At 42.3% G+C, this 26,204-nt stretch carries 28 protein-coding genes and 1 tRNA gene; 17 read left to right on the forward strand and 12 right to left on the reverse strand.

Features of this window, described 5'->3' with window-relative positions:
- Positions 1–9 precede the first annotated feature (9 nt).
- Entirely contained in the window at positions 10–606 is a 597-nt protein-coding gene (locus tag DP114_RS21510) for an SRPBCC family protein (protein WP_169264314.1), read from the reverse strand.
- A gap of 151 nt (positions 607–757) precedes the next feature.
- Here DP114_RS21510 and DP114_RS21515 point away from each other — a divergent pair, with 151 nt between their 5' ends.
- Positions 758–970: a hypothetical protein gene (locus DP114_RS21515; RefSeq protein WP_169264313.1), complete on the forward strand. Its 213-nt coding sequence runs from the start codon at positions 758–760 to the stop codon at positions 968–970.
- Between the two features lie 73 nt (positions 971–1,043).
- Here DP114_RS21515 and DP114_RS21520 read toward each other — a convergent pair whose 3' ends face one another.
- The gene (locus DP114_RS21520; RefSeq protein ID WP_318284520.1) at positions 1,044–1,316 is read right to left on the reverse strand and encodes a COP23 domain-containing protein; all 273 of its coding nucleotides are present in this window, start codon (positions 1,314–1,316) and stop codon (positions 1,044–1,046) included.
- Between the two features lie 177 nt (positions 1,317–1,493).
- Here DP114_RS21520 and DP114_RS21525 point away from each other — a divergent pair, with 177 nt between their 5' ends.
- A complete protein-coding gene (locus tag DP114_RS21525; protein WP_171977089.1) occupies positions 1,494–2,384 on the forward strand; it encodes an SDR family oxidoreductase in 891 nt (296 codons plus the stop codon).
- Here the strand turns inward: DP114_RS21525 and DP114_RS21530 are convergent.
- On the reverse strand, positions 2,315–2,884 hold the full coding sequence (locus tag DP114_RS21530; protein WP_169264310.1) for a GNAT family N-acetyltransferase: 570 nt from the start codon (positions 2,882–2,884) through the stop codon (positions 2,315–2,317). The genes DP114_RS21525 and DP114_RS21530 overlap by 70 nt on opposite strands.
- A 448-nt stretch (positions 2,885–3,332) precedes the next feature.
- Here DP114_RS21530 and DP114_RS21535 point away from each other — a divergent pair, with 448 nt between their 5' ends.
- The 7 genes from DP114_RS21535 to DP114_RS21565 all read left to right on the forward strand — a co-directional run bounded on the left by DP114_RS21535 (position 3,333) and on the right by DP114_RS21565 (position 10,739).
- On the forward strand, positions 3,333–4,763 hold the full coding sequence (locus DP114_RS21535; protein ID WP_171977090.1) for a form I ribulose bisphosphate carboxylase large subunit: 1,431 nt from the start codon (positions 3,333–3,335) through the stop codon (positions 4,761–4,763).
- A gap of 97 nt (positions 4,764–4,860) precedes the next feature.
- A complete protein-coding gene (rcbX, locus tag DP114_RS21540; RefSeq protein ID WP_171977091.1) occupies positions 4,861–5,259 on the forward strand; it encodes a RuBisCO chaperone RbcX in 399 nt (132 codons plus the stop codon).
- A 172-nt stretch (positions 5,260–5,431) separates the two neighbouring features.
- A complete protein-coding gene (locus tag DP114_RS21545) occupies positions 5,432–5,767 on the forward strand; it encodes a ribulose bisphosphate carboxylase small subunit (protein WP_169264307.1) in 336 nt (111 codons plus the stop codon).
- A 514-nt stretch (positions 5,768–6,281) separates the two neighbouring features.
- On the forward strand, positions 6,282–7,628 hold the full coding sequence (locus tag DP114_RS21550; protein WP_169264306.1) for a ribulose bisphosphate carboxylase small subunit: 1,347 nt from the start codon (positions 6,282–6,284) through the stop codon (positions 7,626–7,628).
- Positions 7,629–7,819: 191 nt separating this feature from the next.
- Positions 7,820–7,891 (forward strand) — tRNA-Gln (locus DP114_RS21555).
- Between the two features lie 69 nt (positions 7,892–7,960).
- Complete coding sequence (locus DP114_RS21560) at positions 7,961–8,188, forward strand: hypothetical protein (RefSeq protein WP_169264305.1); 228 nt, start codon at positions 7,961–7,963, stop codon at positions 8,186–8,188.
- A gap of 325 nt (positions 8,189–8,513) precedes the next feature.
- On the forward strand, positions 8,514–10,739 hold the full coding sequence (locus DP114_RS21565; protein ID WP_169264304.1) for a GumC family protein: 2,226 nt from the start codon (positions 8,514–8,516) through the stop codon (positions 10,737–10,739).
- A 296-nt stretch (positions 10,740–11,035) separates the two neighbouring features.
- Here DP114_RS21565 and DP114_RS21570 read toward each other — a convergent pair whose 3' ends face one another.
- Together DP114_RS21570 and DP114_RS21575 are read right to left on the reverse strand one after the other, a co-directional pair.
- Positions 11,036–11,893 (reverse strand): class II aldolase/adducin family protein, encoded by an 858-nt coding sequence (locus DP114_RS21570; protein ID WP_169264303.1) that lies wholly within the window; start codon positions 11,891–11,893, stop codon positions 11,036–11,038.
- A 454-nt stretch (positions 11,894–12,347) separates the two neighbouring features.
- A complete protein-coding gene (locus DP114_RS21575; protein WP_171977092.1) occupies positions 12,348–13,808 on the reverse strand; it encodes an alkaline phosphatase PhoX in 1,461 nt (486 codons plus the stop codon).
- A 632-nt stretch (positions 13,809–14,440) separates the two neighbouring features.
- Between DP114_RS21575 and DP114_RS21580 the strand changes: the two genes are divergently transcribed.
- The 4 genes from DP114_RS21580 to DP114_RS21595 all read left to right on the forward strand — a co-directional run bounded on the left by DP114_RS21580 (position 14,441) and on the right by DP114_RS21595 (position 17,524).
- A complete protein-coding gene (locus DP114_RS21580) occupies positions 14,441–15,067 on the forward strand; it encodes a hypothetical protein (protein ID WP_171977093.1) in 627 nt (208 codons plus the stop codon).
- Positions 15,068–15,259: 192 nt separating this feature from the next.
- On the forward strand, positions 15,260–15,703 hold the full coding sequence (locus tag DP114_RS21585) for a DUF4174 domain-containing protein (RefSeq protein ID WP_171977094.1): 444 nt from the start codon (positions 15,260–15,262) through the stop codon (positions 15,701–15,703).
- A 312-nt stretch (positions 15,704–16,015) separates the two neighbouring features.
- Complete coding sequence (gene bla, locus DP114_RS21590; RefSeq protein ID WP_171977095.1) at positions 16,016–17,164, forward strand: class A beta-lactamase; 1,149 nt, start codon at positions 16,016–16,018, stop codon at positions 17,162–17,164.
- Positions 17,165–17,362: 198 nt separating this feature from the next.
- A complete protein-coding gene (locus DP114_RS21595; RefSeq protein ID WP_246162631.1) occupies positions 17,363–17,524 on the forward strand; it encodes a hypothetical protein in 162 nt (53 codons plus the stop codon).
- A gap of 105 nt (positions 17,525–17,629) precedes the next feature.
- Here the strand turns inward: DP114_RS21595 and DP114_RS21600 are convergent, their stop codons facing one another.
- Positions 17,630–18,157: an SgcJ/EcaC family oxidoreductase gene (locus DP114_RS21600; RefSeq protein WP_171977096.1), complete on the reverse strand. Its 528-nt coding sequence runs from the start codon at positions 18,155–18,157 to the stop codon at positions 17,630–17,632.
- A gap of 585 nt (positions 18,158–18,742) precedes the next feature.
- Complete coding sequence (locus DP114_RS21605; protein WP_171977097.1) at positions 18,743–20,365, reverse strand: 2-isopropylmalate synthase; 1,623 nt, start codon at positions 20,363–20,365, stop codon at positions 18,743–18,745.
- A 101-nt stretch (positions 20,366–20,466) separates the two neighbouring features.
- Between DP114_RS21605 and DP114_RS21610 the strand changes: the two genes are divergently transcribed.
- Together DP114_RS21610 and DP114_RS21615 are read left to right on the forward strand one after the other, a co-directional pair.
- The gene (locus tag DP114_RS21610; RefSeq protein WP_171977098.1) at positions 20,467–21,144 is read left to right on the forward strand and encodes a GntR family transcriptional regulator; all 678 of its coding nucleotides are present in this window, start codon (positions 20,467–20,469) and stop codon (positions 21,142–21,144) included.
- An 81-nt stretch (positions 21,145–21,225) separates the two neighbouring features.
- Positions 21,226–21,429, forward strand: a complete 204-nt coding sequence (locus DP114_RS21615; protein WP_169265978.1) for a hypothetical protein — start codon at positions 21,226–21,228, stop codon at positions 21,427–21,429.
- A gap of 57 nt (positions 21,430–21,486) precedes the next feature.
- Here the strand turns inward: DP114_RS21615 and DP114_RS21620 are convergent, their stop codons facing one another.
- Positions 21,487–21,948 (reverse strand): hypothetical protein, encoded by a 462-nt coding sequence (locus DP114_RS21620; protein ID WP_171977099.1) that lies wholly within the window; start codon positions 21,946–21,948, stop codon positions 21,487–21,489.
- A gap of 286 nt (positions 21,949–22,234) precedes the next feature.
- On the opposite strand from DP114_RS21620, the gene DP114_RS21625 reads away from it, so the two are divergent.
- Positions 22,235–22,534 carry a hypothetical protein gene (locus tag DP114_RS21625; protein ID WP_246162632.1) on the forward strand — a complete coding sequence of 100 codons (300 nt, stop codon included), beginning with the start codon at positions 22,235–22,237 and terminating at the stop codon, positions 22,532–22,534.
- A gap of 77 nt (positions 22,535–22,611) precedes the next feature.
- On the opposite strand, the gene DP114_RS21630 is transcribed toward DP114_RS21625, so the two are convergent.
- From DP114_RS21630 to DP114_RS21640, 3 genes are all read right to left on the reverse strand, one after another.
- Positions 22,612–23,166 (reverse strand): DUF1634 domain-containing protein, encoded by a 555-nt coding sequence (locus DP114_RS21630; protein WP_169265975.1) that lies wholly within the window; start codon positions 23,164–23,166, stop codon positions 22,612–22,614.
- A gap of 1 nt (position 23,167) precedes the next feature.
- The gene (locus DP114_RS21635) at positions 23,168–24,004 is read right to left on the reverse strand and encodes a sulfite exporter TauE/SafE family protein (RefSeq protein WP_169265974.1); all 837 of its coding nucleotides are present in this window, start codon (positions 24,002–24,004) and stop codon (positions 23,168–23,170) included.
- Positions 24,005–24,249: 245 nt separating this feature from the next.
- On the reverse strand, positions 24,250–25,020 hold the full coding sequence (locus DP114_RS21640; protein WP_171977100.1) for a phosphatase PAP2 family protein: 771 nt from the start codon (positions 25,018–25,020) through the stop codon (positions 24,250–24,252).
- A gap of 142 nt (positions 25,021–25,162) precedes the next feature.
- Between DP114_RS21640 and DP114_RS21645 the strand changes: the two genes are divergently transcribed.
- Positions 25,163–25,774 (forward strand): PAP/fibrillin family protein, encoded by a 612-nt coding sequence (locus tag DP114_RS21645; RefSeq protein ID WP_171977101.1) that lies wholly within the window; start codon positions 25,163–25,165, stop codon positions 25,772–25,774.
- A gap of 25 nt (positions 25,775–25,799) precedes the next feature.
- Here the strand turns inward: DP114_RS21645 and DP114_RS21650 are convergent, their stop codons facing one another.
- Positions 25,800–26,126, reverse strand: a complete 327-nt coding sequence (locus tag DP114_RS21650; protein ID WP_171977102.1) for a hypothetical protein — start codon at positions 26,124–26,126, stop codon at positions 25,800–25,802.
- Positions 26,127–26,204: the final 78 nt, after the last annotated feature.

Consider the following 26,204-nt stretch of genomic DNA (forward strand, 5'->3'; position numbering starts at 1 on the left):
AAATGGGTTCTATAAGGTTTTGCGATTAGGAGTTCGCCTATCGACTTCTTTCCTAATCGCAATCATAATCTCACCCAGTGAATTTTTAAAAAGACTGTAGAAGATTTTCTTTGGGGTTCCCGATTTTGGTTGAGCTTCCACCACCTGGGTAATTAAAACTTGATTCGCCTTTGCACCAGAATAGGGAGCTACAGGTTCAATTTTCCAGTATCCTTCCAAGCTTTGCAAATCTCCATCAATTTGACGGAAATCTATGCGGCTTTTTGGAGTTTCAGTAGTAGCTGAACGGATGCGTGATTGAACATTCATTAAGAATACCTGACGCGTATCTACCTGTTCCACCACTTTCTGATTGCCATTCACCGTAATCACTTTACCCGACACAGTATTAGGCAAAAATTTAGAAAAATGATCATAATCAGTCAGCACTTCCCAAGCAATATCTTGCGAACCTGTCACCAAAATAATAGCGGTGTATTTTCCTTTATCTCCAGTGACTAAAACCTGACCATTCCTCAATTTTACCCGTTCTGAGACAGGCAATTGATCAACAGGACTATTAAATAATCCAGCACGGACAGATGGAGCAACTGCAATTGTAACCATCACTGAAAAGTATAGTGTAAACAAACAACTACGCACAAACTCTGAGTTCTGGTCATTCCCTCGATTTAAATTTGTCAATTGACATCCTCCCATCGCCAAGGTGTACGAGTAAAGCTGTGTTTTACGTTATATAATTGCCGGAGGATTATCTATGCGTTTTCCCCAGGTTCAGGCAATTCTTGCGGGCACTATAGCAGCTTTTGTATCAGTTGCACCCGTACAGGCAGAAACTTCAACTTACCAAGTGCAGTCTGGAGTCACCAGCGTCTATCATGACCTGAGTTATCTCAGCAGTATTGGGCTAAATTTGACAGGAGCGCGTAATACAGTCCAAGCAATTAATACTAACTTTTTGGTTGGCTAGCAGTGGGTACCTCATTCAATACTCATTTCACACTGTATGTTATTTACTACTATTTGATCCAGCTTTGAGATCCTCAGCTGCCAGGTGTTTTGGGGTCAGAGCGATGACTAAATCCAATTAAACCATCTTGGCGAAAGCTTTCCAAGCGTTGGGCGATAGTATCGCACCGCTTCTGAGTATTCCAGCCATCACCAAAGCTGTTGATCATCTTGGGCCAGGGCTTGGTACCCTGATCATTACGATACATTACCATCCACACCTCACCGCCGTTTTGTGTGTCGGGTTGCAAGGCGCAAGAAAAGCGGTCTTTTGAGCCGAAGGCGAATATACCTGGAGTCCAGCCAATAGCAACACCTTACGCCAAGACTAAACCAGCAACACCCGCCGCAGCACCAATAATGCCTACAGTCAAATTATTTCTGTCAAATATATGTCTTTTTTAAGACATATATTTGACAGAGATTTACACAATTTTGTGATATTTTTAACATAGGTTAACTGCGTTAGAGTATACATTTTAAATATGAAAAAACTATTAATTACTGGTGCTAGTGGTTTTTTAGGATATCATCTTTGCCAGATTGCAAAACAAGAATACTCAGTCTATGGAACTTACTTTTCTCATTCTTTAGAAATTCCAGGCATCAAAATGCTGAAAGTTGATTTGACAGATTTTCAACAACTCAAACAAATATTTACTGACTTTCAACCAACAGCCGTCATCCACACCGCTGCACTATCTCAACCAAATTTTTGTCAAACTCATGTAGAGGAATCATATGCAATCAATGTCACAGCATCCTGTAATATTGCTGGACTTTGTGCCGATGATTCTATTCGTTGCGCTTTTACGTCAACAGATTTGGTTTTTGATGGTTTAAACGCTCCTTATCGTGAAACTGATCCTGTATGCCCTGTTAATATTTATGGTGAGCAAAAAGTCATGGCTGAGAAAGGTATGCTAGAACGTTATCCCATGACTGCTATTTGTCGTATGCCATTAATGTTTGGGATGGAAACACCGACAGCAACAAGCTTTATACAATCATTTATTCAGACTCTTCAAGAAGGCAAAGAATTAAATTTATTCACAGATGAATTCCGAACACCCGTCAGTGGCAAAACTGCAGCGAAAGGGTTGTTATTGGCATTAGAAAAAGTTAACGGACACATTCACTTAGGAGGGAAAGAAAGAATTTCACGCTATGATTTTGGCCGTTTATTAGTAGAGATTTTTTACATTCCTGCCAATCAACTAAAAGCGTGCCTACAGCAAGACGTAAAAATGTCAGCACCAAGACCATCTGACGTTTCTTTGGACAGTACCAAAGCTTTTAATTTAGGTTACCAACCTCTCTCCTTGAAAGAAGAATTACAAGACTTATACAAATTTCCTGCTAACCAATCTTCTTGATGAATACCGTAGATAACCGCCTCACTTCCAAACATTTCTGTCTTTCCTTCCAGTTTTTCTCCTAATCTCTGGGCAACTCTGATTGAAGCAGTATTCTGCGGACGAATTAAACTAATCACATGGGATTGCTGTAACTCACCAAAAGCATAATTCATCGTTACCTTTGCTGCTTCTGTTGCAAAACCATGTCCCCAATAAGTTCGTCGCAACGTCCAACCAATTTCAAAACCAATCCAGCCTTCAGGTTTCCAGCAGCCTATCCGCCCAATCATTTCACCGCTAGAACGTTCCTCAACAGCCCACATACCATATCCTCGTAGTTGCCAATGACCAAGCATCATTGCCATACTTCGCCAAGACTCCCAACGGGATAAAGGTTTTCCTTCGCCAATGTAGCGCATAACTTCGGGGTCGCTGCACATCTGAGTGTAAGCATCAAGGTCTTCCTCGCGAAATCCCCGTAGGATAAGACGTTGGGTTTCAAGTTGAGGAATTTGCATACGATTTAAGCACCATCCTTGTTTGTTCAGGTTGGATATGGGCTATGGGGTGTAGTGAAATTTTCCGTACCTACACTCTTACGCTTTGCAACAGAAAATTATTACATTACATCCATTTTGTAAAGCATTCTTAACAAAATGTTTAAAATATTATTTAATAACAAATTTAAATATAAAACTTAAAAATATTCAAAGAATAACTTATGACATTCTTGATATATTGTGAAACGAGCTACAAATTACGCAACGTGTAACCTTTGTCTTTCAAAGAACACATTTAGGATGTTTTGTCAAGAATTGCAGGCAAACCACAATTGACTGCAAGAAGCAACCCATAACACAAAATGTTTTCTACCTATCCCTCAATGACAGGGGATAAATTTGAAGTCAGGAAAGCAGCACGTGACGCAATTTGTAAGTAAAAAGAGTGACTTCTTGGAAGGGAATTATGTCTTACGCGCAAACCAGGACTCAGACGAAATCAGGCTACCAAGCTGGGGTAAAAGATTACAGACTAACGTATTACACCCCCGACTACACTCCAAAAGATACAGATATTTTGGCGGCATTCCGCGTAACACCCCAGCCTGGAGTTCCACCGGAAGAAGCAGGCGCTGCGGTGGCTGCTGAGTCTTCCACCGGTACCTGGACAACCGTATGGACAGACTTGCTCACCGACTTAGATCGCTACAAAGGTCGTTGTTACGACATCGAACCAGTTCCTGGCGAAGGTAACCAATTCATTGCTTACGTGGCCTATCCGTTGGATCTGTTTGAAGAAGGCTCTGTAACCAACATGTTGACCTCGATTGTAGGAAACGTGTTTGGTTTCAAAGCCCTCAAAGCGCTGCGTCTGGAAGACTTGCGGATTCCTGTTGCTTACCTCAAGACGTTCCAAGGACCTCCACATGGTATTCAAGTTGAGCGCGACAAACTGAACAAGTACGGTCGTCCTCTGTTGGGTTGTACGATTAAGCCCAAGTTGGGTTTGTCTGCTAAGAACTACGGACGCGCAGTTTATGAGTGCTTGCGTGGTGGTTTGGACTTCACCAAAGACGACGAAAACATCAACTCCGCACCATTCCAACGGTGGCGCGATCGCTTCTTATTTGTTGCTGACGCTATCCACAAAGCACAAGCGGAAACAGGTGAAATCAAAGGTCACTACTTGAACGTGACTGCTCCTACGTGCGAAGAAATGCTGAAGCGGGCAGAGTACGCTAAAGAACTCAAAATGCCCATCATCATGCACGACTACCTAACAGCAGGCTTCACCGCTAACACCACATTAGCTCGCTGGTGTCGTGACAACGGTTTGTTGTTGCACATCCACCGCGCGATGCACGCGGTTATCGACCGTCAAAAGAACCACGGTATCCACTTCCGCGTTTTGGCTAAGACTCTGCGGATGTCTGGTGGTGATCACATCCACACGGGAACCGTTGTTGGTAAATTGGAAGGCGATCGCGCAATTACAATGGGCTTCGTCGATCTACTGCGTGAAAACTATGTTGAGCAAGACAGAGAGCGCGGTATCTACTTCACCCAAGACTGGGCTTCTATGCCTGGTGTAATGGCAGTTGCTTCAGGTGGTATCCACATTTGGCATATGCCTGCACTGGTAGAAATCTTCGGTGATGACTCCGTACTGCAATTTGGTGGTGGTACTCTCGGTCACCCTTGGGGTAATGCTCCTGGCGCAGCCGCTAACCGCGTTGCCCTGGAAGCTTGTATCCAAGCTCGTAACGAAGGTCGCAACTTGGCTCGTGAAGGTAACGACGTTATCCGCGAAGCTGCTAAGTGGTCTCCTGAACTGGCAGCTGCTTGCGAACTGTGGAAGGAAATTAAGTTCGAGTTTGAATCAGTCGATACCGTCTGATCGTCAAGTAAGAAGTTAAAAAGTAAAAGAAAATAATCCTTCTTTCTCATTACTTTTGACTTATTACTTCTTACCTATTCTAGGGCTGGGGTCAAGCATGGATATTAAACAAATTGCGAAGGACACAGCCAAGACGCTGCAAAGTTACCTGACTTATCAGGCACTAAAAACGGTATTGGCTCAAGTTAGCGAAACAAATCCTCCCTTGGCACTTTGGCTACAACGCTTTTCTGCTGATAAAATTCAGGATGGAGAAGCGTACGTTAAGCAACTCTTTCAAGAGAAGCCCGAATTGGCTTTGCGGATAATGACTGTTAGAGAACACATAGCGGAACAAGTTGCAGAATACTTACCCGAAATGGTTCGCACCGGTATTCAACAAGCCAATATGGAACACCGTCGCCAGCATCTTGAGCGAATGACGCAAATAAATACATCAGATCCCAGTCCTGAATCAGAAACACAAGCAACTTCAGATCCAAACATTGAACAGTGAACAGTTAACAGTGAGTAAACGCGCGTATTCGGCGTTTTCCCATGCCCAGGCGACCCGCGTTCCCGATAGCCGTAAGGCGTGGCCGAGCGCCATACGGTGAACACTTAATAACTGATAACTGATAACTGATAACTGATAACTGAATATCAACCGCAACCCATTATCATCACTTATGCAAACCTTTTCAAAAGAGCGTCGCTACGAAACCCTTTCTTATCTGCCTCCTCTCTCCGATGCTCAAATTTCCAAGCAAATCCAGTACATTCTCAACCAAGGTTACATTCCAGCCATTGAATTTAACGAGAATTCGGAGCCAACAGTATATTACTGGACTCTGTGGAAACTGCCTCTGTTTGGAGCAAGATCTACTCAAGAAGTACTAAACGAAGTCCAAGCTTGCCGTTCTCAGTACGGTAATAACTTTATCCGCGTTGTTGGTTTTGACAACATCAAGCAGTGCCAAGTTCTCAGCTTTATCGTTCACAAACCCAATAGCAGCAGATACTAAAGCTGATAAGTTGGAATTAGTTCGTAAGAGAACTGTAAATAATTGATTCATCTCCCAAAAAAAAGAGGTAGATAACTCTACCTCTGTTTTTTTACTATTTAGCTAGTGTCGCGCGCACTTTTTGTAAAGTATTAAGTAGATGCAAAAAAATTAATCATCGAACTATCTTTGTGATTCCAAGTTGTGCTTCCACTCACAGTTAAAAAAATATACGTATATTTTAAAATATAGGATTTATATTTGATTTCGGAACGGAACTTAGTACAGTGTATGTTAAGCGTTCCCTGGCTCAACGAGTTCGTTAATAAACCAAACCGATTTCCTATATAAGAAAAAGTATTTACTTAAATAAAAACAGAAAATATTTTTTATTTCAAAATGAATGAAAATTAGTTGTCAAAAAAAATAATATGATTTGAAGGAAGCCAACCAACTATCACCTGAAATCATTGTAGACTTTAGGTTGGCAGGGGTTACTCATCCCTATCAGGGATTCAAATTATTGACGAGATTTATGAGCTACTACATTTCTCCCCGCTTTCTGGATAAACTTGCAGTTCACATCACCAAAAATTATCTCGATATTCCTGGTGTTCGAGTTCCCTTAATTTTAGGAATTCACGGACGCAAAGGCGAGGGCAAGTCGTTTCAATGTGAGTTAGTCTTTGAGAAAATGGGTATTGAAGTGACTCACATATCCGGTGGCGAACTCGAAAGTCCAGATGCAGGAGATCCAGCACGTCTGATTCGTCTGCGCTATCGAGAAACAGCGGAACTCATTCGCGTGCGTGGCAGAATGTGCGTGATCATGATTAATGATTTGGATGCAGGTGCGGGACGCTTTGATGAAGGGACTCAATACACAGTCAACACTCAGTTGGTGAATGCCACACTGATGAATATTGCCGACAATCCCACAGATGTGCAACTTCCTGGTAGTTACGACGCAACGCCTTTACATCGTGTACCGATTCTGGTAACAGGTAATGATTTCTCCACTCTTTATGCGCCTTTAATTCGGGATGGTCGGATGGAGAAATTTTACTGGGACCCAGACCGAGATGAAAAAGTTGGCATTGTCGGCGGGATTTTTAGTGAAGATGGACTTTCACGTCAAGAAGTTGAAAAGTTAGTCGATACATTCCCAAATCAATCGATAGACTTTTTCAGCGCTTCGCGTGCCCGAATATATGATGAACAAATTCGCAACTTCATACATGAAACAGGAATTGAGCGGGTATCTCAACGTGTGGTTAACAGCCTTGAAGGTCCACCACAATTCAGAAAGCCTAATTTCAGCTTATCTAACTTAATTGAGATGGGCAAGTTGATGGTTGGTGAACAGCAGCGAGTCGAGAATTCTCAACTGGTGAGTCAGTATAATCGCGGCTTATACTCTCGTAATCAATCCGCAGCTTCTGGTGGCGTGACACCAAATACTCAACCGTCAAGCGATTTGTACTCTCGTAATCAATTTGCATCTTCTGGTGGCGTGACACCAAATACTCAACCGTCAAGCGATCGCGCAAGCGAACCTGTAATATCTAATAAATTCCAGAAACAACAGGTATCGAATAGCCATTTGAGCTTAGAAGCCCAAGAACAGATACGTCAGATATTGTCTCAAGGTTACAGAATAGGTATTGAGCATGTAGATGAGCGCCGCTTCCGCATAGGTTCCTGGCAAAGTTGCATCACAAGCCCAATAACCGGCGAACAAGATGCAATATCAACTGTGGAATCCTGTCTAGGGGAATATAGCAATGAGTATGTGCGCTTGGTAAGTATTGATCCAAAGGCGAAGCGGCGGGTTCTAGAAACAATTATTCAGCGCCCCAATGGGAGAGTTGATAGTCGATGAATTATAAGCCTTGGCTTTTGACAAAACCCGTGTCTATGGCTAGCCCAGTGGTGCAACCCATAGACATAGCCTGGGCTTATAGTTTCACGGGTGAATGCCTCTTCGATTTGATAAAATTCTCCTCAAGTCAAATCGCGAAGTACTTGACACTACCCCCTCAATTGTTGCTATATTATTTAAAGACAAATTGATGGGGCGTAGCCAAGTGGTAAGGCAGCGGGTTTTGGTCCCGCCATCCCTAGGTTCGAATCCTAGCGCCCCAGTTAGAAAGAGAGAATAAGTTCGGCATCTTGGTTGAAAGCACCCTACAGCCAGTGCGCCATTTGTTATGCATGAAACAGACATTTCACTCTCACTTCCTCACTCCCTCCCTCAAGAGTGTTTCTTCGGAGCGCCCCACGGGCGGTGCACCACCCGCTACGAATGAAGCAAACACCTTTTTCCTTACACCCTTACAACGCCAGGTGCTTCAAGTCGGGAAACCCGCCCAACGCACTGGCTCCCCTTACACCCTTACACCTTTGATTGGCAGTGCAAGATCGCAATCAGTGTATACCTAAAATAAATAAAGTTAAATTAATATCATTAAATTTTATCCGGAAGAGTATTGAGTGTATAAGAATAATATACTTAAGTGCATTGCTGCGGTGTTATTAGTATTTTTTCGGGACTTCAGACAGGGTTAAAGTATCTATCACTTGGTTTAGGGTAAAACTTAAATTGCCTTAAGAGTATCAAAACTGCGCCATTCACTAATGGGTTCACCAACGTTGATGTTAATATCAAACAATTTGGTACTTGAGCACATTAGATAAATGTATACCAAGGTTTAGCTCGAAAGCGTGCAACTACGGAAAACCACAACTTAGAGAAGTTACTAAGGCTATGCTGAAGTCAGACAAATATCCTCACCCGTTGTCACAAGCCTACACAGCCCAGTCAAATGAAGAAGGTGGATTGAATCTCGGTCAAGTTGGGGCAACTCTACGGCGTCGCGCATTATTGATTGCTGGTGTAACAGGCGTGATAGCCACAGCAGCCGTGTTGAAGGCAGAAACAGATCCCCCAGTGTATCAAGGTCGGTTTGAGATTTTAACAAAGCCTGTGACTGGTGAGGGTCGGGCAGTAGCCAATATCCCTCAAAGCCTGAGTTCACAACAAGGAATAGCATCTCCTGAGTTAACAGAACCAGTTATAACGACGATTCAAGTTTTAGAAAGTCGTAAAGTGCTAGACAAAGTTGTCGAAGAGCTTCAGGAGAAGTACAAAACTAAATATCCGAAGCTAGATTACGACTCAATAGTCGGCGGCTTACAAATAGCATCCGGAAAACCAAACATCTTAGAAGTCACATACACATCTGCAGACAAGGAACTAGTTCGCGATGTCTTAACTAAACTTCAAAAAACTTACGTGGAGTATAGTGTCAACGAGCGTCTAGAGGATGTGAATCAGGCAATTAGCTTTGTTAGACAGCAAGAACAGCCTTTAGAGAATCGGGTTAGAGCTTGGCAAGAAAGACAGCGAATCATTCGACAAAGGCATGACTTGGTTGAACCAGCACAGAAAGCTCAAGAAATTTCTCAACAAATCGCGACTTTAACCCAACAACAAGCAGAAAATCGCGTACAGCTAGAACAAATGCTAGCTACCTATGAAGATTTAAAACGGGAGTTAGCCCAACAGCCAGGTGAAAGGGCTGGGAATTCGGTGCTGAGCGAAAACGCTCGCTACCAAAAAATATTGGATCAAATCCAAACAGTAGACATTGATCTCAAAAAAGCAGGAGCAAAATTCACAAATGAAAACCCCAGTTTGCAATACTTAGAGGGGCAGAAAGCAAATCTGCTGCCAATGCTAGCTGGGGAAGAAAACCGGGTGAAAAAAGATTATCAAAGCCGTATCCGGACCTTGCAAGCACGTGATAAATCTTTGGGAGACAAAATTGCTTATTTCAATAATTACCTCAGAAATTTAGCAGTTGTGATTCGTGAATACGATGATATTCAGCGGAACTTAAAGATTGCGACTGAAGGTCTAATTCAATTTTCAGCTAAAAAACAAGCATTGCAGATTGAGCAAGCTTTGAGATCGCCCTCCTGGAAGTTACTCGATCCCAAACTAGAGGAAGTCAATGAACCAAAAACTGGCCCAGGCAGTGCCAAACGAAACTTAGCTTTGGGGACACTGTTAGGTTTGCTGCTGGGTACAGGTGCAGCTTTAGTTGCAGATAAGCTTAGCAACGTTCTATACTCTTCCAAAGACCTCAAGGAATCGACTGGATTACCGCTACTAGGAGTCGTTCCCTTAAGAAAAGAAATAGGAGCACTAGCTTGGCAAGAAACATCTGGTGGAATGCAACAAGCAGCCAAAGCATCCTTTTTTGAAGTTTTTCGCTCTCTTTACACCAATATTCTTCTTCTAAGCTCAGATACACCGATTCGTTCACTCGTCATCAGTTCAGCGGCTAAGGAAGATGGTAAGACGACTGTAGCTATACACCTAGCGCTCGCAGCCGCAGCAATGGGGCAGCGAGTACTACTGGTAGATGCAAATCTACGCTCTCCCACAATCCATAATCGTGTCGGTCTGATGAATATTCAGGGATTAACCGATGTCATTGCACAAGATCTAGACTGGAACAATGTGATTGAGCGATCGCCCTTAGAAGACAACCTGTTTGTTCTCAGTGCTGGTCCAATTCCGCCTGACTCAATTAGATTGCTTGCATCTCACAAAATGCAGGATTTAATGAGTGACTTACAAGCTTCTTTTGATTTGGTAATCTACGACACGCCACCTTTGGTGGGTTTTGCAGATGCTAACCTACTGGCTGCTAATACCAATGGACTGGTACTAGTCGCAGGATTAGGAAAGCTAAAACGTACCATATTCCAACAAGCTTTAGACGATCTGCAAATGTCTGGTACACCGATTTTAGGAGTGATAGCTAATAAGTCCAAAGATACCACGCCTGCCTCATATAGCTATTACCAACAGTATTACAAGCACAGCATGAGTAGTGAAAGAATTGGAGATGATGATAGTATTGACTTCACTCATTCCAGGTCTAGTTCATCTTCTTTTAGAAACAGTAGAAGAAACTCATAAAGCCTCGTGGGATGTGTGGAAACCAGCATGTTGTGTTTGAGCGAGTCAGACACAACTGTTTTTTGCAGATCAGAAAAAACAAGGCGCGGGGGACGGAATTTGACTCGCAAACAGAGCACCGGATTTCTGTCTGTAGCGCCTCCGCGCTTTAGCTACGCCAGTTCCCAAAGCGCGGGAAATTCTTCTGTTCCGACTAGCTTAACTTTGTTCAAAATTCTCTGTTTGCCCTCAGACAGAAATTCAGAGCATTGTGTGAACGCGATGGAATTGTTTACCAAGAGCAAGAACAATCTTACTCAATCCAGCAAGTCAGGTTGCTGACGGACAATCATGTCATACAGTGACTGGAAATTGAACCAACCCATGAAATGTGACCCAACTTGACGAGAAGTCAGACTAGCAGTGTCGGGGTTAATCAGCACTGGCTTTCCTGCTGCTTGGGCCATCAACTGCGATTGACAGCAGCGATCCATTGTGATAAACCACCATGCTGCTTCATCAACTGAACGACCAACACTCAGTAAGCCGTGGTTGCGAAGAATCGCCGCTTTCTTTTGTCCCAGAGTATTGGCAATACGCTGACTTTCTTCCAAATCCAGCACCATCCCAGTATAGTCCTCAAACAAAGCGTGGTCTTCATAGAAAGCACAAGCGTCTTGAGTCAACGGATCAAGAAGACGTCCCAAGGTTGACCAGGTTTTGCCGTACACGGAATGTGTGTGAGCAGCCCCTACTACATCTGGTCGCGCTTGGTGGATTTGAGAGTGTATGGCGAAAGCAGCAGCGTTTACTGGCTTATCACCCTCAACGACCTCACCCTTATCGTTGACCAGTAGCAGGTCCGAAACTCGGATATGACCAAAGTACATCCCAAAAGGATTTACCCAAAAGTGGTCATGGAACTCAGGGTCACGAGCAGTGATGTGTCCAGCAACACCTTCATCAAAACCGTAACGAGCAAACAAACGAAAGGCAGCAGCTAAACGCTGTTTGCGATGGAGACGCTCATCTTCCACACGCTCAAACTCAGGTGGATGTGGAAGTTGCCCAGCCAGACACTGTTTGCGATGGAGACGCTCATCTTCCACACGCTCAAACTCAGGTGGATGGGGAAGTTCCCCTTTGGATAATTTTGAGGGATCTATTGTGAGCATAATTTTATCTCCTCATCAACTTAAGGGAAATGTAGCAACAAAACTTTTCTTAAAGAAAATATTTAAACTTTCGTAAAATTGTATTATTATCTAATATGATTTTAATACAAAAACCTTTTCGTGTCAAAATATTGTTGGTTTACAAGTTTTGAAAAGAAAACTCACAAAAATGAAATATCTATAACCGGAAGTCTGCATTTTCTAAATTGAAATGCCTTTATGCGATCGCATTAAAATAACATGGCGCTTTTGAAGTTACAACAATAGTCGTTATACTATATTAATACGAAGTAAAAAAATCAAAATCCTCATATCTTGACAAGAATTTGACGCCAAAAAAGAAACCCAATTTATTGAGGTAATTGGGTTTCTTAAGATATAACTTATTGACTAAAAAGTATGAAGAATAAAGGAGAATTTTTTCAAAATTTATACTTTATCCTTTCCTCAAAATCTACCTAAACTTTCTGTACTGGCGCGGCCACGGTCCCCAAATACAATACGTAATACCAACACCTTGAGTGTTGACAAATAACGTGTCACCATAAGGAGAAAAGCAAGCACCCGCAAACTCGCTGTTATCAGGTTCGCCATTACGATCTGGTCTAACAATGGCGTTACGTGCAAACTGATAAAGCTCACCCTTTTGATTGACTCCGACAACGAATTGTTCACCACCACCATCTTCACAAAGGAAAAGGTCTCCGAAGGGTGCAACAGTAATGTTGTCAGGTTCATCAAGGAGTTCTCCGCTAGGGGAAGCCTCAACAAATAATGTAATTGTTTCTTCTCTAGGATTATAAATCCACACTTGACCATTGCCGTACGTACTATCTACAGCAGGCGGACCGCCTTGAGTGGAGATGAAATAGATCAGATTGTTATCGTACCAAGCTCCTTCACCTCGATAGAAGATGGCTGCACCTTTAGATTGAGCTTCTTTACGGACAGTATCTTGTACAGGATCAACATCTTCTATTTGAACCCATTCTACAGGTAAAGGCTGACCGACAGGAACTAACCCTTCAGCGCCTCCAGCGTTGTTAGAATTATTAGATGTGTTTAGTGTGGGCTTATTTTTGATCACTAAAGCATAAAGAGTGCCGCCTTGGGCCAATTGTCCAGGCGCATTTGCTTTTCCTACAGCAGGTACAAAACGATAAAAACAGCTATCTCCTCTATCTTCAGTTTCGTAGATGTAGCCTGTCTTTGGATCTAGTGCGATCGCTTCATGGCTAAAGCGTCCCATCGCTTTTAATGGTATAGGATCGGCTAAACCAATTTTGGAACTAGCAGGAACTTCAAAGTTGTAGCCATGTGGTACCCCTGTACTGCTCTGGCTGAAGGTTTCTTCACAACTGATCCAGCTTCCCCAAGGTGTTGGACCGCCAGCACAGTTGCGAATTGTGCCAGCTAGAGAACCAAAGTGTTTCAACAACTCACGATTTTGTCCTACAACAAGAGTCGTCGTACCACCTGAATTAATTTGGTCATATTTTTTATCACTAGGTGCTATGACTCCCCTAGTATTACCAAACTTATTTTCATTCGCGTCTAGTTCATGATTGCGAACTAGGATAACACTTCTTCCAGGACCACGGAAAGCAGCCATACCATCATGATCACCAGGGACAGGATTACCATCACTCATAGTTTGACCAGTGATTGAGATAGCAGTGTAATTGAAACCAGGTGGAAGCTCAAGAAGCGGAATATTCCTGAGATCACCGATCACGGTGTTAGCTAGCTCTGCATGATTCACAGCTAGTTTAGGTTGGAGTGGACCAAACCCAGCTCCGGTTACTCCTTCACCACGAGCAATCCTAGCATAGAAAGCTTCTAGCGGAGAAATAGCCGTAACACCAGCAGCAGTTGCTCCAGCCAGCGTCAAAAACCTACGTCGTGAGAAAGCCACTCGCTTATTTCCTTTCAACTTTTATACCAGAAAAATTTATCAATTCATAGTTAACGACAAGTGAAGAAACAGTAAAAAGAACTATTTACGTAATAAATCTTTGGGTTTTGAAAAGTTATGTTTTAGCTACCTGAGACGACTGTTTATACACAAAAGAAAATCGCTAATTGCTGCTTATTTTTAGCAATTAGCGATGGCAAGGAGCATAACTGTATTGCAATAATCCTTTGTATCATCTGCAATTATCTAGGCTCACAAAGTGTTTGCCTCAAAGGTGTAATGCTTCTTTGAAGCAGCCCCTTGAGCAATATCGCATTAACACTTACCTTGAATATTTTTATTAGATACTTTGTCAATAGAATTAACAAAGTATAACTTTTGAGTAGAGAAAATAACACAGTGTTATATTTCAGTTAATTATATAACAGTACACTAGTACTGTTAATGAGATTTAATGGTCAATATTGATGCTAAAAGCTTCCATCTTATTTTCACGCTATGTAGATAATACTAACTTCCATAGTCCCTTAAGCAATACCCGGGAAGAATTCCTAAAGTTAGGCAAAAAAATTAAAAGATATTAGCGTTATGATTTATCCAGAGTATTAAGTTGCAAAATCTGGAGTGCCTTTATGACAGCCGATTTAACTTCCCTTGCCTCAGGTGATTTTGTCACTGTACTCTCACTCGCTGCAACTGCGTATCAAGGACACACAAATGAGCGCCCTGATCCTGAAGTCGTGGTCAATGCTTTGCTGCAAGCGGAAAAAGCAGCTAAACAGCAACACCTGACGTATCCTTTTGAGTCCTTGGTTGGTGAATGGCGACTATGCTTTGTCACTGGAACCAAAAAAGTCAGAAATCAAGCCGGAATTGTCTTGGGCAAAGGTTTTTATATCCCGAAATTGGCTCCAACTTATATTTCCTTTGACACCACGCCAGCTGTAGATGAAACTCCAAGCAGAGAGGGAATTGGCAATTCAGTTCAATTTGGTTTTGTTTCGTTGAAGCTTAAAGGTCCAGCACAATATTCAGAGAAGAAAAACTTCTTGGCGTTTGACTTTCTCCAGATGCAAATCAGTCTATTTGGTCGTGTGATTTACAGCGGTCAGATTCGAGGCGGTAAAACTGGGGCCGAAAATTTTTATACTCAACCTGTAGCGAAACTACCCTTCTTTGCGTTTTTCTTAGTCACACAAGACTTGATTGCAGCTAGCGGTCGTGGAGGTGGGCTAGCACTGTGGATTCGAGAAAATTGAACTTCGTTAAATGCAATATTCTTAAATTAAGTAAATCATAACAAAGTCTCTACCACCAAATAGAGGAGACATCAATAAAGTAAATGATAGTCTAGAAAAATATTACGACTACAAACCAAATATTCATAGTGCGCAAGGAGATCTTTCACTTTGAATAAATCAGCACTCATAATCCCCTTACTAGCATTTGTTATGCTACTGCCGGTAAGTACATTCGGTCGTGCTCATGCTTCAACCAATAATTCTGCAAATACGTCCTCTTTTAACCTGAGTTCTCAAAAATGGAAAAATCGCGTACTACTAGTGTTTGCTCCCTCTAGTAGCAATCCTGCTTATCAAAAGCAGATGCAACTGTTTGACAAGTATAAATCAAGTTTTCGTGAGCGGGATTTAGTTCTTGTTCAAGTTGTTGCAAACGGCAAGAGCTTTGCTAACACAGAGCAAATAGATCCGGCGGCGGCAGCTAGGTTGCGCGATCGCCTAAAAGTCAGTAACCAAGATTTTTGTGTTGTCTTGGTGGGTAAAGACGGTGGTGTCAAGCGTCGTGATACAACTCCTATCCAAGCAAAAGCTATTTTTAACGAAATTGATGCCATGCCCATGCGAAGACAGGAAATGCGAGAACGAGGCAGTTAACAATTCAAAAATAAACTAATGTCCCGCTCCTTTGAGCTGTTCGTAACATTACTTGGTTAAGAAGAACGCAGAACACAGAAAATCCCCACGGTTTCCATTCGTGGGGATTTTACAACGAAACATTTTTGCTTCCACTAATCAATTCGGGAGGCAGTGCGGTTTTAGGCTCTAGCCGGGGAGTTATTTCTTCGGTCATATTTAAATTTGACGCAAATATTTTAGATACTAAAGTTTTTACCAGAAACAGAAGAGACATTAACAAAGTCGATGATACGGTAGAACAAATATTCACACCTAGAAATTTAACGTCAGATGTTTCCAGTGTTTGTACGTCGTTTTTGGCTTTCGTTTGGAGTGGTTATTCTGCTTTCGTTTATGTTGCTTCCAGTCAAAGCACAACAACCATCTCTAACCCCTTTATCTCCAAGCATCACACAAGTCTCCTCACAGCAACTTGAGCAACAAATTCATCAAACTTCACCGCTTGCAGATAGCATGATGAAAGTAAGCGCTGTTGTCACTACGGGGCAGCCCAATACTTCATTATTTCAACAGCAGTTACAAAATCTCGATATTTCAGCCGCTCAAGGTAGGGTTGGTATTGGAGTTTTGGATCTTAATAACGGTCAAACCTGGTTTCTCAATGGTAAGCAGCGCTTTCCCATGCAAAGCGTGTATAAGCTTCCTTCTGCCATAGCCGTGTTAAAACAAGTAGACGAGGGCAAGATTTCGCTCAGGCAATTAGTCACGATTATGCGTCGGGATCTTGCTCCTGGATGGAGTCCTATCATCAAAGAATTCAGAGGTGATAGAGTACAGTTGCCACTGCGAAACGTTCTAGAACGCTCTGTGGGAATAAGTGACAACACTGCAGCTGACGCTTTGGTGCGATTGCTTGGTGGAACAAAGCAAGTGAATGCTATTTTACGCAAGCTGCAAATTCGCAACATCAGCGTTGATCGATTAGAACAGCAGCTACAGCCCCAAAGTGTGGGACTGAAAAACTTTCAACCTGAATTAGCTGACGAACAAAAATACAAGGAAGCTGTGGAAAATATTCCAGATCGCGAGAAGAAAGCTGCTCTGGAAAACTACCTTCGCGATTCACGGGATACCGCTACTCCTGAAGCTATGGTTGATCTTTTGGCAAGGTTACGCTCGAATCAGTTATTGTCCGAGAACTCTACCGCTTTGTTGCTAAAGATAATGACCGATTCTCCAACGGGACAGAAGCGGCTAAAAGCAGGGCTACCCAATAATTGGTCGATCGCACACAAGACTGGTACGGGTGCAGATGTTCTCGGGATAAATACTGCAACAAATGACGTTGGGATTGTTAGTTCACCAGATGGGAAGCGTGTGGCGATCGCCGTATTCATCGCCGGATCAAAAGCTCCTGAGGAAGTGCGCGAGAAAGTCATGTCCGACATCGCCTCAGCAGTGGTAAAGGCGATCCAATAGAGTGCTTATAGTTGACCAGTCTAGTTATCAGGGGCATACGCCAAATCGTCATGAGTATACGATTTCGTTGCATTGGTTGATATTCCTTCTGGAAGTGAGATTACATGGGACTATGAGACAACAGAGTACGTTTCCATTACTAGACCTCTCCAAAAATCGATTTTTAGTGCAAGCCTCGTAAAGGTTTCATAGCCATTTTTGGAGAGGTCTACTGCAACAAATGACGTTAGGATTGCTAGTTCACCGGATGGGAAGCGTGTGGCGATCGCCGTATTCATCGCCGGATCAAAAGCTCCTCTGGAAGTACGCGAGAAAGTCATGTCCGACATCGCCTCAGCAGTGGTAAAGGCGATGCAATAAACTTCAGTTGAAAATAGCAGGGGAAGCATTCGTCATGTCTAACGTCATATTTAGATGATCATAAGGACTTGATGATTGAATATATTCGATAGGACAAGGCAGATACTACTCAGGCATAGCAGAGGAATGGTGGTCAACGATTAGCCAGTCGTTGCCATCATGGCGATAGACGAACGAGTAACGTGCCACAATTTTTTCAGGTTTATCATTCTTGATTATGTTGAAGCTGTAGACACCCGAGTTGATGGCGAACAGCTTGTCAATGACGCGGACGTTTTGTTCAAGGATTGTACCTTTAGGCTTGTATTTGAGGAAATGCTCGAAGTAGTCTCTCATTTGTGAGTGAGTGTTCCGCACCTTATTAGATACCGTTGGCAGGAGCACACCATCTTTTGCGTAGAGCTTCACTACTTCATCAGGATTTTCTGTTTGCAAAGCAGCATTCCATTTGTCAAAGAGCGCGGCGATATCCCGCTCTTTAGGCCCCACAGCAACTTGCTGTAAAGTTGTGCTTGCTGCTGTTCTATATGATTGAGTTTGAGCAGATGCCTTTGCAACGGTTAGCATAGTTTCACCAACAGAAGTCATCGTTAAAAGCGCTAAGGCACTCAGCTGTTTGTTGAATTTAAACATAATTTACTCCTTAAAGTTTTAGTTTATTTGCTTAGTACAACTTGTCATTAATAGGAGTCGGAAATCAAAATTATGCTACTCCCATCAGGTCTGTAAGATTACCTATCTTCTTTTTGATTTTCTTGGCGTACTTGGCGACGCTAGTCGCCTCTGTCGGGAAAGCCCTTCGGGTGTGCGCTCTGCGCACGCCCGAAGGGCGTAAGCGCAAGCGCTAAGAGCGAACGCGCAGCGTCTGGTGGAGGAGATACGCTCTTATCCTGCACCAGGGTTACCCTCCCGCAGCCGGTTGTCGTCACCGTCATTCGCGCTGGCTCGTCTATGTCCTGCGGACACGCTGCGCTAAGGCGGTTTGTTAAATTAGGTATTCTTCTGGCGGTTCGGGAGTATATCCCGGCACTAAGCGCAAGTAGGGGCGCAATGCCTTGCGCCCCTACATAGTGCAGGACTTACGACGAAGAAGTTAAAAACTGTTAAGAACGCCAAGAAAAGAAGGGAACCCGTGCGCGGGTTCCCCTTAAATCTCACGAATGCCATCCAGATTTCTAACCTGTAAGGTAAAAGGGGATTTGCAATGCAGATTTGGTATCAGTTATGAACTACTGCGGAGTCTGAAGTCTGAGACTTCTCTGTTTCCCTTTGCAAAAATCGATAAAGACGATTGAGTGCATTCATGTGAGCGTAAGCTGCTGCGACTACAATATCAGTGTCAGAAGCTTGTCCAGAGAAAATGCGCTCCTGATATCGTAAGCGAATTGTAACTGTTCCCAGAGCATCAATTCCACCAGTCACAGACTGAACGGAAAATTCTATCAGTTGGTTGGGAATCTGCACAAGTCGATTAATGGCTTTATGGACAGCATCTACTGGACCTGTTCCCACTGCTGCATCCGTTGAAATTTCTCCGTTGGGAGTCACAACTGTAATCGTTGCAGTAGGACAGGTGCAATCACCACAGGTGACTTGGACGTGTTCGAGTTGAAAGCCTTTGTCTACTTGAATTTGCGTTTCATCCCGAACGATCGCCTCTAAATCCCAATCGGACATCTCCTTTTTCTTATCAGCAATTTCTTTGAACCGCATAAAGGCTTTGTTGAAATCTGCCTCGCTCAACTCAAACCCCAATTCCTGGAGTCTAGTTCGCAAAGCATTCCTTCCAGAGTGCTTACCCAAAATAATGCTGTTTTCAGCAAGACCGATGTCAGCAGCTTCCATAATCTCATAAGTCTGGCGATGTTTGAGAATTCCATCTTGGTGAATTCCAGATTCATGAGCAAAAGCATTTGCGCCGACGATCGCTTTATTGGGTTGAACCACAATTCCTGTGAATTGCGAAACCAAGCAAGAGGTTTTGTATATCTCTTGCGTCTTAATCTTTGTCAAAGGTGCATCCCAATCAACCGGACGCCCAAAGTATGGATTAAAATGAGGTTTGCGAACTTGCAATGCCATGACAATCTCTTCCAGCGCTGCATTTCCTGCTCGTTCACCAATTCCATTCACGGTACATTCTACTTGACGCACACCATTTTCAATTGCTGTCAAAGCGTTCGCTGTCGCCAAACCCAAATCGTTTTGGGTGTGAACTGAAAGAATGACTTGATCAATATTAGGAACATTTTCTTGCACACCCTGAATCAAAGCTGCCATATCTTTGGGTGTGCAGTAGCCGACGGTATCAGGAATGTTGATCGTGGTTGCACCTGCGGCAATCACTTGTTCTAAAATTTGGTAGAGGAATTCTGGATCAGTGCGGCTTGCATCCATCGGTGAGAATTCCACATCCTCTACAAAAGACTTGGCATAGGCGACCATTTCTTGGGCGATCGCCATAACCTCACTCCGAGACTTTTTCAACTGGTACTTCAAGTGAATATCTGAAGTTGAAATGAAAGTATGAATTCTCGGATGAGCCGCTTGTTGCAATGCTTCAGCCGCAGCTTGAATATCTTGTCGAATTGCTCTTGCTAAAGAACAAATAATAGGTCCACCCAACACGCCGACTTGTTGAGCTATTGTTTTGACAGCTTCAAAATCTCCGGGACTGGCTACGGCAAATCCGGCTTCAATCACATCAACCCCTAGGAGAGACAGTTGATGAGCGATCGCCAGTTTCTCTTCCACCAGCAGCGTTGCACCTGGCGACTGTTCACCATCTCGTAGTGTTGTATCAAAGATAATGACTCGGTCTGGTTGAGGTTGAATGCTCATCACTGTCTCCCGTAGTTTTAATAGAGGGATTGTTAGATCAATTGTTTTGAATATTGTATACAAAAAATAGTATACAATATATATTATGAACTTAAGAAAGTATGAACTTAAATGACTTAGCAGCCAATGTGCTGCAACAACAACGCAGTACCCCAGATTTGATTGCAGATGCTTTGCGAGAGGCGATCGTGCGGGGAATTTTTCAAGAGGGACAATCTCTCAGACAGGATGAAATTGCTACTCAATTTGGAGTGAGTCGCATTCCTGTGCGAGAAGCTCTACGTCAGCTTGAAGCCGAAGGATTGGTGAAGCTGCATCTCAATCGTGGAGCAACAGTGTCAGCAATTTCTCCAGCAGAAGCACAAGAAATCTTCGAGATTAGGAGTGCATTGGAGGTAAAAGCAATTCAACTGGCAATTCCCAAGCTAACTGCATCAGATTTAGAAAAAGCCACTGTCATTTTAGAACAGACAGACCAGACAACTGACGCAGGAATACTCGCAAAACTAAACTGGGAATTCCATGAAACGCTTTATGAGATTGCACAACGTCCTCGACTACTGACGATGATTAAAACTCTACACCTAAATGTTGACCGTTATGTCCGTCTTCAGATGAGTCAGATGGATTACTTAGAACGCTCCCAAAAGGAACATTATCAATTATTAGAAGCTTGTCAACAGCACGATACGAAAGCCGCTGTTAGGCTACTCAAAAAACATATTGACACAGCCGGAGAGCAGCTAGTTACATACTTGCAACAGAATATTCATAGTTAAAATATATAATTGCCACAACTTATTCATACTTATGAGAAATAATACATTTATGACCGATAATTCTCTTTGAAGAGGCTTTTTATGGTACTTAAATATTTTGAGAAAGTTGTCATCACAGAGTTACCTGATTCATGTGTTGAAACAAATAATAACGTTCCTATTTACTCCAAGTACTGTATGCAACTGATTGTTCAAGATGGAGTTGCTGTACCTTTTATGTTTGCTGATAGTTTAGAAGAATTGATGCCCTATCTTAAAGCAATGGAGAAATCAACATATGTATAAAAAATATTCTTAATTTCTTTTGGTGCGTTAGCGCTCACGCTAACGCACCAAAAGAAATTAACCACCAAATAACGTAATAGGAGTGTCGAGAATTTTTAACTGAACTAATGCCAGAATCACAAGAGTATAGAGCGTTGAAGAAACTAGACCTGTAAGTAATTCTTTTTTCAAATTACGCTCTTTGGCTTGATTTGGCAGAACATCCATAGCTCCGAATTGCATCAAGAGGATACCAACAATGTTAGAAAGCCAGTACCCTACAATTGAGCAAGGCAAGAGTAACTTTGGATTAAATAAACTACAAACATACCCAAAACCATAAGCAATTGGCAAATTGAATAACAAGTCATTCCACCAACACAGGGGTGACAGCAAATATCCAAGAACTAGAAAAAATCCGCCTCTAAGTTTCTTAAACGTATTTTGTTTCCAGTCCCCAAGAACAGCCAACTGTAACTGCTTTGGGGTTGTTTGTCCTGCTAAGCTTGACTCCTGAGTGATGACTGGAAGATTTCTCATAATAATTCATAAATTCTATGTTCTTACCGTACTTTAAACGAAAAACTAAGAAAAAGTCTAGGGGGGATCAAACATTTAGCATAGATTGATCTATTTTTTCTCGTTTCCACGCTTGGCTTGGAAAATGGAGACGTATCAATTTCTACTTGATGTATAGATAAAAAATCAAACCGGCTCGTGTAACATTTTGATTGAATTTGTGACAAAGTCAGTAAAATAACTGTATAAAATGCAGAGAACAAGAAAAGAAGCACAAAGAGAGAGATTTCACAATTGACTGAGAATTATGATAGCTATAATTAAGATAATGCTTTCTATCAAAAATATGACTAATTCACCTTTAACTAATTTGTTGTTAATAGCAGGAACTGTTTTCCTTGCAATTGCGGTTATAGGGCAAGCCAGATTGGGTTTTGCTGAAATTAATCCTGGTTTTTTTGGAAGATTGTTAGCTCTCATTATTGGTTTGTTTAGCTTAACTGGTGCTGTTGTCTTAGTATTATTTCCAGTAGAAATCGTTGATTTGATCAGAAATTATTTGGCACAGCAAATTCAACAAAACTTAGGCTTGATTATCCAAGTTTAAGCTTTCACATAACAGATAAGCTGTAGCTAAAGAGTGCGTTACTTTTGAGGTAACGCACTCTAACAATTAATTAGAAATTAATAATATGCTCCGATAAGGCTATACATTAGCGCTGTCAGAACTATCAAAGTAATAACAACGTATGTCAATTCTCGCTGTTTTAGAAAAATAAACAGAGAAATGACCACGCGAAGAATTGGAGTAGCAACAAGTAGCAGCAGTCCAAGCTGAATGATACCACGACGACTACCCGACAAAACTGCAACCGCAACCCCTGTAGGAGAACGGAAGTGGGATGGTTCTCCTTGAAAAAATTGATAGTCAGCTCTTTGCGCACCGTGGCGAATCAAATATAATATGCCGCCTATTAAAACGACAGTGCTAGCAAATATAACGCCGTACTTTAGCACATTACTAAGCAGCTGCTCAAGTTGCAGTTCGCTTAGTGTTTTCGTTTCTTCCTTGTTTGCATCAACCTCATAGTTGTTAGGAAACTCTGCTATTACACTGGTGTGCTGGGCTAACTCTTGAATATCACTGTCTGATTTTTTCTGCTGCACTTGGAATTTGATAACTTCGCTTTGTGATGGTGTCGATGAGCTCCACCAGAAACTAAAACTTATTTTATTCATTTTAAAGCTCCCCAAGCAAACTGTTATAGACCATCTTGAATGCCATCACTACCAGCACAACAGAGAAAATAATTCTTAAAGTCTGAGTGTTGGCTCCTATTAAAACTCGCGCCCCCAAAAAAGCACCAGGCAATACCCCCAACATGACTGGCATTGATAGTCCTGGATCGATGTAACCACGTGCTAAGTAAACTCCTGCTGAAGCCGCTGCAGTTACACTAATCATAAAATTGCTGGTGGTTGTAGAAACTTTGAACGGGATACCCATAATTTGATCCATTGCCAAGACTTTAAACGCTCCCGAACCAATTCCAAGTAGTCCAGAAAGGACTCCTGCGACTAACATCACACTAAACCCACTGGGGACAGAATGAACTTGATATGACATTAGTCCTTCTGGAGTCGGGTAATTACTATTAAGTTGTAAATAAGTTCCTAAAGCGTCAGTTGACTCATTTTCCGCGTTGTTAAGTTTGGGTTGTTGTGACAGGTAAGCGGAATAAAGTAAAACAACAGCAAGGACGATGGTTAGTGCTTTGACAGAAATCAAAGTGGCAATCAAAGCTCCTATTAAAGCTCCGATTGTCGTTGCTACTTCTAAAAACATTCCCAATCGCAGATTGGTATAGCCTTTTTTTATATATGTAGATGCGGCACCTAAGGAAGTTGCAATCACAGACACCAAGGAAGCACCAACCGCGTAGCGGATATCAACTCCAAAGATTGAAGTTAATAAGGGGACAATGACAACTCCACCCCCTAAACCAGTGAGCGCTCCTAAAAAGCCAGCCGTAAATGCTCCAATCCAAACTAGTAAAGAAAACTCTAGGATATTCAAATTTTATTCCTCTGTAATTATAAATGATATTAAACTAAAAAAATAGAATTTTTGCGCTAATAATTTCAGTTTTTATTTTAATTTTTCTAGGAATTGATTAAAGTTTTTTATAGTGGACTGCTGAAAACGAAATTTCAACTTTTCATCACTTTCGGCTACAACCCACTCTATTTGTTTTATAATTAAATGCAGAAACGCGGAATTCCGCGTCTCTACAACTTTGCCTCATCACGTGAGATAAATTCTTATTCCTCACCTATCAACTGCGTTTCCTCTGGAAGTAATGTTGTTTCCTCTGCAGGAGGAGTTTCACTAACGATGGTGTCTTTAGTCAAATGAGGTCTAATAATCAAACTCACGCCAATTGCCCAGCCTATAGAAACCATCCATCCTGCTAGAATATCACTGGGAAAATGAACTCCTAAATAAAGTCGTGTCCAGCCAATACCTAATACAAATAAACTCCCAGCAATCGAAACCACCCAGCACCAAACACTACCCCAGGTTAAAATGACGAGAACTGCTACCAGTGTCATAGTTGCCATAGAATGAGCACTGGGAAATGAGAAACTTGGCTCAGAAACAAGTGATTCCCATTCCCAAAGGTGAGGACGCACTCGATGCATGAATTGCTTTGCTGTACCATTAATGATGGCGCTTCCGATCTCAGTGGTGAGTAGATAGGTGAGCGATCGCCACCGTTTTTGGATCAACAACACCAGTGCAATCACACAGACAACGGGAAGGACAATCTCAATTTTCCCAAACAGAGCTAGCGTTACGGCTATAACATCCAATTGCGGCTGTGCTGTAGAATGAACTGCTAGGAGAATCGGCACATCCCACGGGAAACCACCTTGATTCTTCCATACCTCTACCGCCAGCAGTCCAAAGATTTGCAAAGGTAGATAAACCCCAATCAAGAGCAGTACAAGGGAACGCCAACGAGCAACAAGCAGCTTTTTAGAGAAGTTGAGGAACGACGGGATAAGCTTGCTCAAATTAGTGCTAAACATTTTCTATGAAACTTAAGAGAGTGTGTACGACTAATGCTTGTAATATACGCACTTTACCGCATACACCATACACCACCTCTCTTTACTAAGGTAGATTGGAAGCATTTGCACTACTGCGAAAAGATTTTTTGGGAAAAAATATATGGCAGATACTACACTGTTTAACCTGAAACAAGAGTTGATTTCTATTTCAACAGCCACTGATATTGGATTTAACAGCAACACAACGTATCGTCAGCAAATTGAGAAATTAGCCGAACAAATTGAGGCTGTTAATCAAAATAGTGAACCGACAAGCCATATGGAATTGCTTCAAGGGCGCTGGCGGCTTTTGTACAGTACGTTTGGATTAGAACAACAAACAACTCTTTCTCGTCTTTCTTTCGGTAAGTTGCCTGATGTAACAATCAGCGTTACTGGTTTGTTCCAAGAGATTTACAAGGCTACTGAGCAGTACAACAACCTCATTGAGTTTATCGCAGGCTCCGGTGTCAAGGGTGTTACCGTGGTTATGGGGCGCTACACAGTGGTGGACTCTAAGCGTCTTGCCATTGATTTTTTGGAAACTTCTGCTTATAGTGCAACCGATGATTTGAATGATACCGCATTTCGAGAGGCTTTAGGAGTAGATTCGGCGTTACTTTTGAAATCAACACTTTCTGGCAGTGGTTGGGTGGATATTACTTATTTGGACGCAGATTTCCGCCTTATGCGTGGTAATCAGCAGAATTTGTATGTGCTGCTGCGAGAGTGAGTTTATACATTGGGAGTTGCGATGCTCATGCACGGAAAATGTCTGGGAGTGGTGCGAAGATACCTGGCATGATAACTACAATATCAATTGAGTCTATCGCTCTCCCTCTATAACTATGACGCTCGTTATCAATTTCAGCAAAGATTTCTATTAACTCAGGCTGGTTTTTCCAAACTCCGAACAATTGATTGAGTTTTTCTAGTCTATCCTCATCCTTTAGAGGCTTTTTTACTTCAGCATATTTAGTGGAAGAAGGTTCTAAATCAACTATAATTTCTGCTCCATCTGGTATGCTGTCCACTGGCTCTAATAGCTCGATGGTTTGACCGCGTTTAATTCCTCTAATTTTCATCTAGTGAGTTCCTTTTGTAATAGTTATACGATGTGTTATCCCTTGCGCCTAAGGCATCCTACAGGAAATGTTTACCAG

The organism is Brasilonema sennae CENA114 (assembly GCF_006968745.1).
GTDB classification, from domain to species: domain Bacteria; phylum Cyanobacteriota; class Cyanobacteriia; order Cyanobacteriales; family Nostocaceae; genus Brasilonema; species Brasilonema sennae.

Bases quoted from the DNA above. Each gene is read 5' to 3' on its own strand.
- DP114_RS21510 (WP_169264314.1), bottom strand. From the start codon at position 606: ATGGTTACAATTGCAGTTGCTCCATCTGTCCGTGCTGGATTATTTAAT.
- DP114_RS21570 (WP_169264303.1), bottom strand. From the start codon at position 11,893: ATGCTCACAATAGATCCCTCAAAATTATCCAAAGGGGAACTTCCCCAT.
- DP114_RS21525 (WP_171977089.1), top strand. From the start codon at position 1,494: ATGAAAAAACTATTAATTACTGGTGCTAGTGGTTTTTTAGGATATCAT.
- DP114_RS21650 (WP_171977102.1), bottom strand. From the start codon at position 26,126: ATGAAAATTAGAGGAATTAAACGCGGTCAAACCATCGAGCTATTAGAG.
- DP114_RS21585 (WP_171977094.1), top strand. From the start codon at position 15,260: ATGCTACTGCCGGTAAGTACATTCGGTCGTGCTCATGCTTCAACCAAT.
- DP114_RS21645 (WP_171977101.1), top strand. From the start codon at position 25,163: ATGGCAGATACTACACTGTTTAACCTGAAACAAGAGTTGATTTCTATT.
- DP114_RS21625 (WP_246162632.1), top strand. From the start codon at position 22,235: ATGATAGCTATAATTAAGATAATGCTTTCTATCAAAAATATGACTAAT.
- DP114_RS21580 (WP_171977093.1), top strand. From the start codon at position 14,441: ATGACAGCCGATTTAACTTCCCTTGCCTCAGGTGATTTTGTCACTGTA.
- DP114_RS21620 (WP_171977099.1), bottom strand. From the start codon at position 21,948: ATGAGAAATCTTCCAGTCATCACTCAGGAGTCAAGCTTAGCAGGACAA.
- DP114_RS21605 (WP_171977097.1), bottom strand. From the start codon at position 20,365: ATGAGCATTCAACCTCAACCAGACCGAGTCATTATCTTTGATACAACA.
- DP114_RS21615 (WP_169265978.1), top strand. From the start codon at position 21,226: ATGGTACTTAAATATTTTGAGAAAGTTGTCATCACAGAGTTACCTGAT.
- DP114_RS21545 (WP_169264307.1), top strand. From the start codon at position 5,432: ATGCAAACCTTTTCAAAAGAGCGTCGCTACGAAACCCTTTCTTATCTG.
- DP114_RS21560 (WP_169264305.1), top strand. From the start codon at position 7,961: ATGAAACAGACATTTCACTCTCACTTCCTCACTCCCTCCCTCAAGAGT.
- bla (WP_171977095.1), top strand. From the start codon at position 16,016: ATGTTTCCAGTGTTTGTACGTCGTTTTTGGCTTTCGTTTGGAGTGGTT.
- DP114_RS21610 (WP_171977098.1), top strand. From the start codon at position 20,467: ATGAACTTAAATGACTTAGCAGCCAATGTGCTGCAACAACAACGCAGT.
- DP114_RS21640 (WP_171977100.1), bottom strand. From the start codon at position 25,020: ATGTTTAGCACTAATTTGAGCAAGCTTATCCCGTCGTTCCTCAACTTC.
- DP114_RS21515 (WP_169264313.1), top strand. From the start codon at position 758: ATGCGTTTTCCCCAGGTTCAGGCAATTCTTGCGGGCACTATAGCAGCT.
- DP114_RS21600 (WP_171977096.1), bottom strand. From the start codon at position 18,157: ATGTTTAAATTCAACAAACAGCTGAGTGCCTTAGCGCTTTTAACGATG.
- DP114_RS21630 (WP_169265975.1), bottom strand. From the start codon at position 23,166: ATGAATAAAATAAGTTTTAGTTTCTGGTGGAGCTCATCGACACCATCA.
- rcbX (WP_171977091.1), top strand. From the start codon at position 4,861: ATGGATATTAAACAAATTGCGAAGGACACAGCCAAGACGCTGCAAAGT.
- DP114_RS21565 (WP_169264304.1), top strand. From the start codon at position 8,514: ATGCTGAAGTCAGACAAATATCCTCACCCGTTGTCACAAGCCTACACA.
- DP114_RS21550 (WP_169264306.1), top strand. From the start codon at position 6,282: ATGAGCTACTACATTTCTCCCCGCTTTCTGGATAAACTTGCAGTTCAC.
- DP114_RS21535 (WP_171977090.1), top strand. From the start codon at position 3,333: ATGTCTTACGCGCAAACCAGGACTCAGACGAAATCAGGCTACCAAGCT.
- DP114_RS21530 (WP_169264310.1), bottom strand. From the start codon at position 2,884: ATGCAAATTCCTCAACTTGAAACCCAACGTCTTATCCTACGGGGATTT.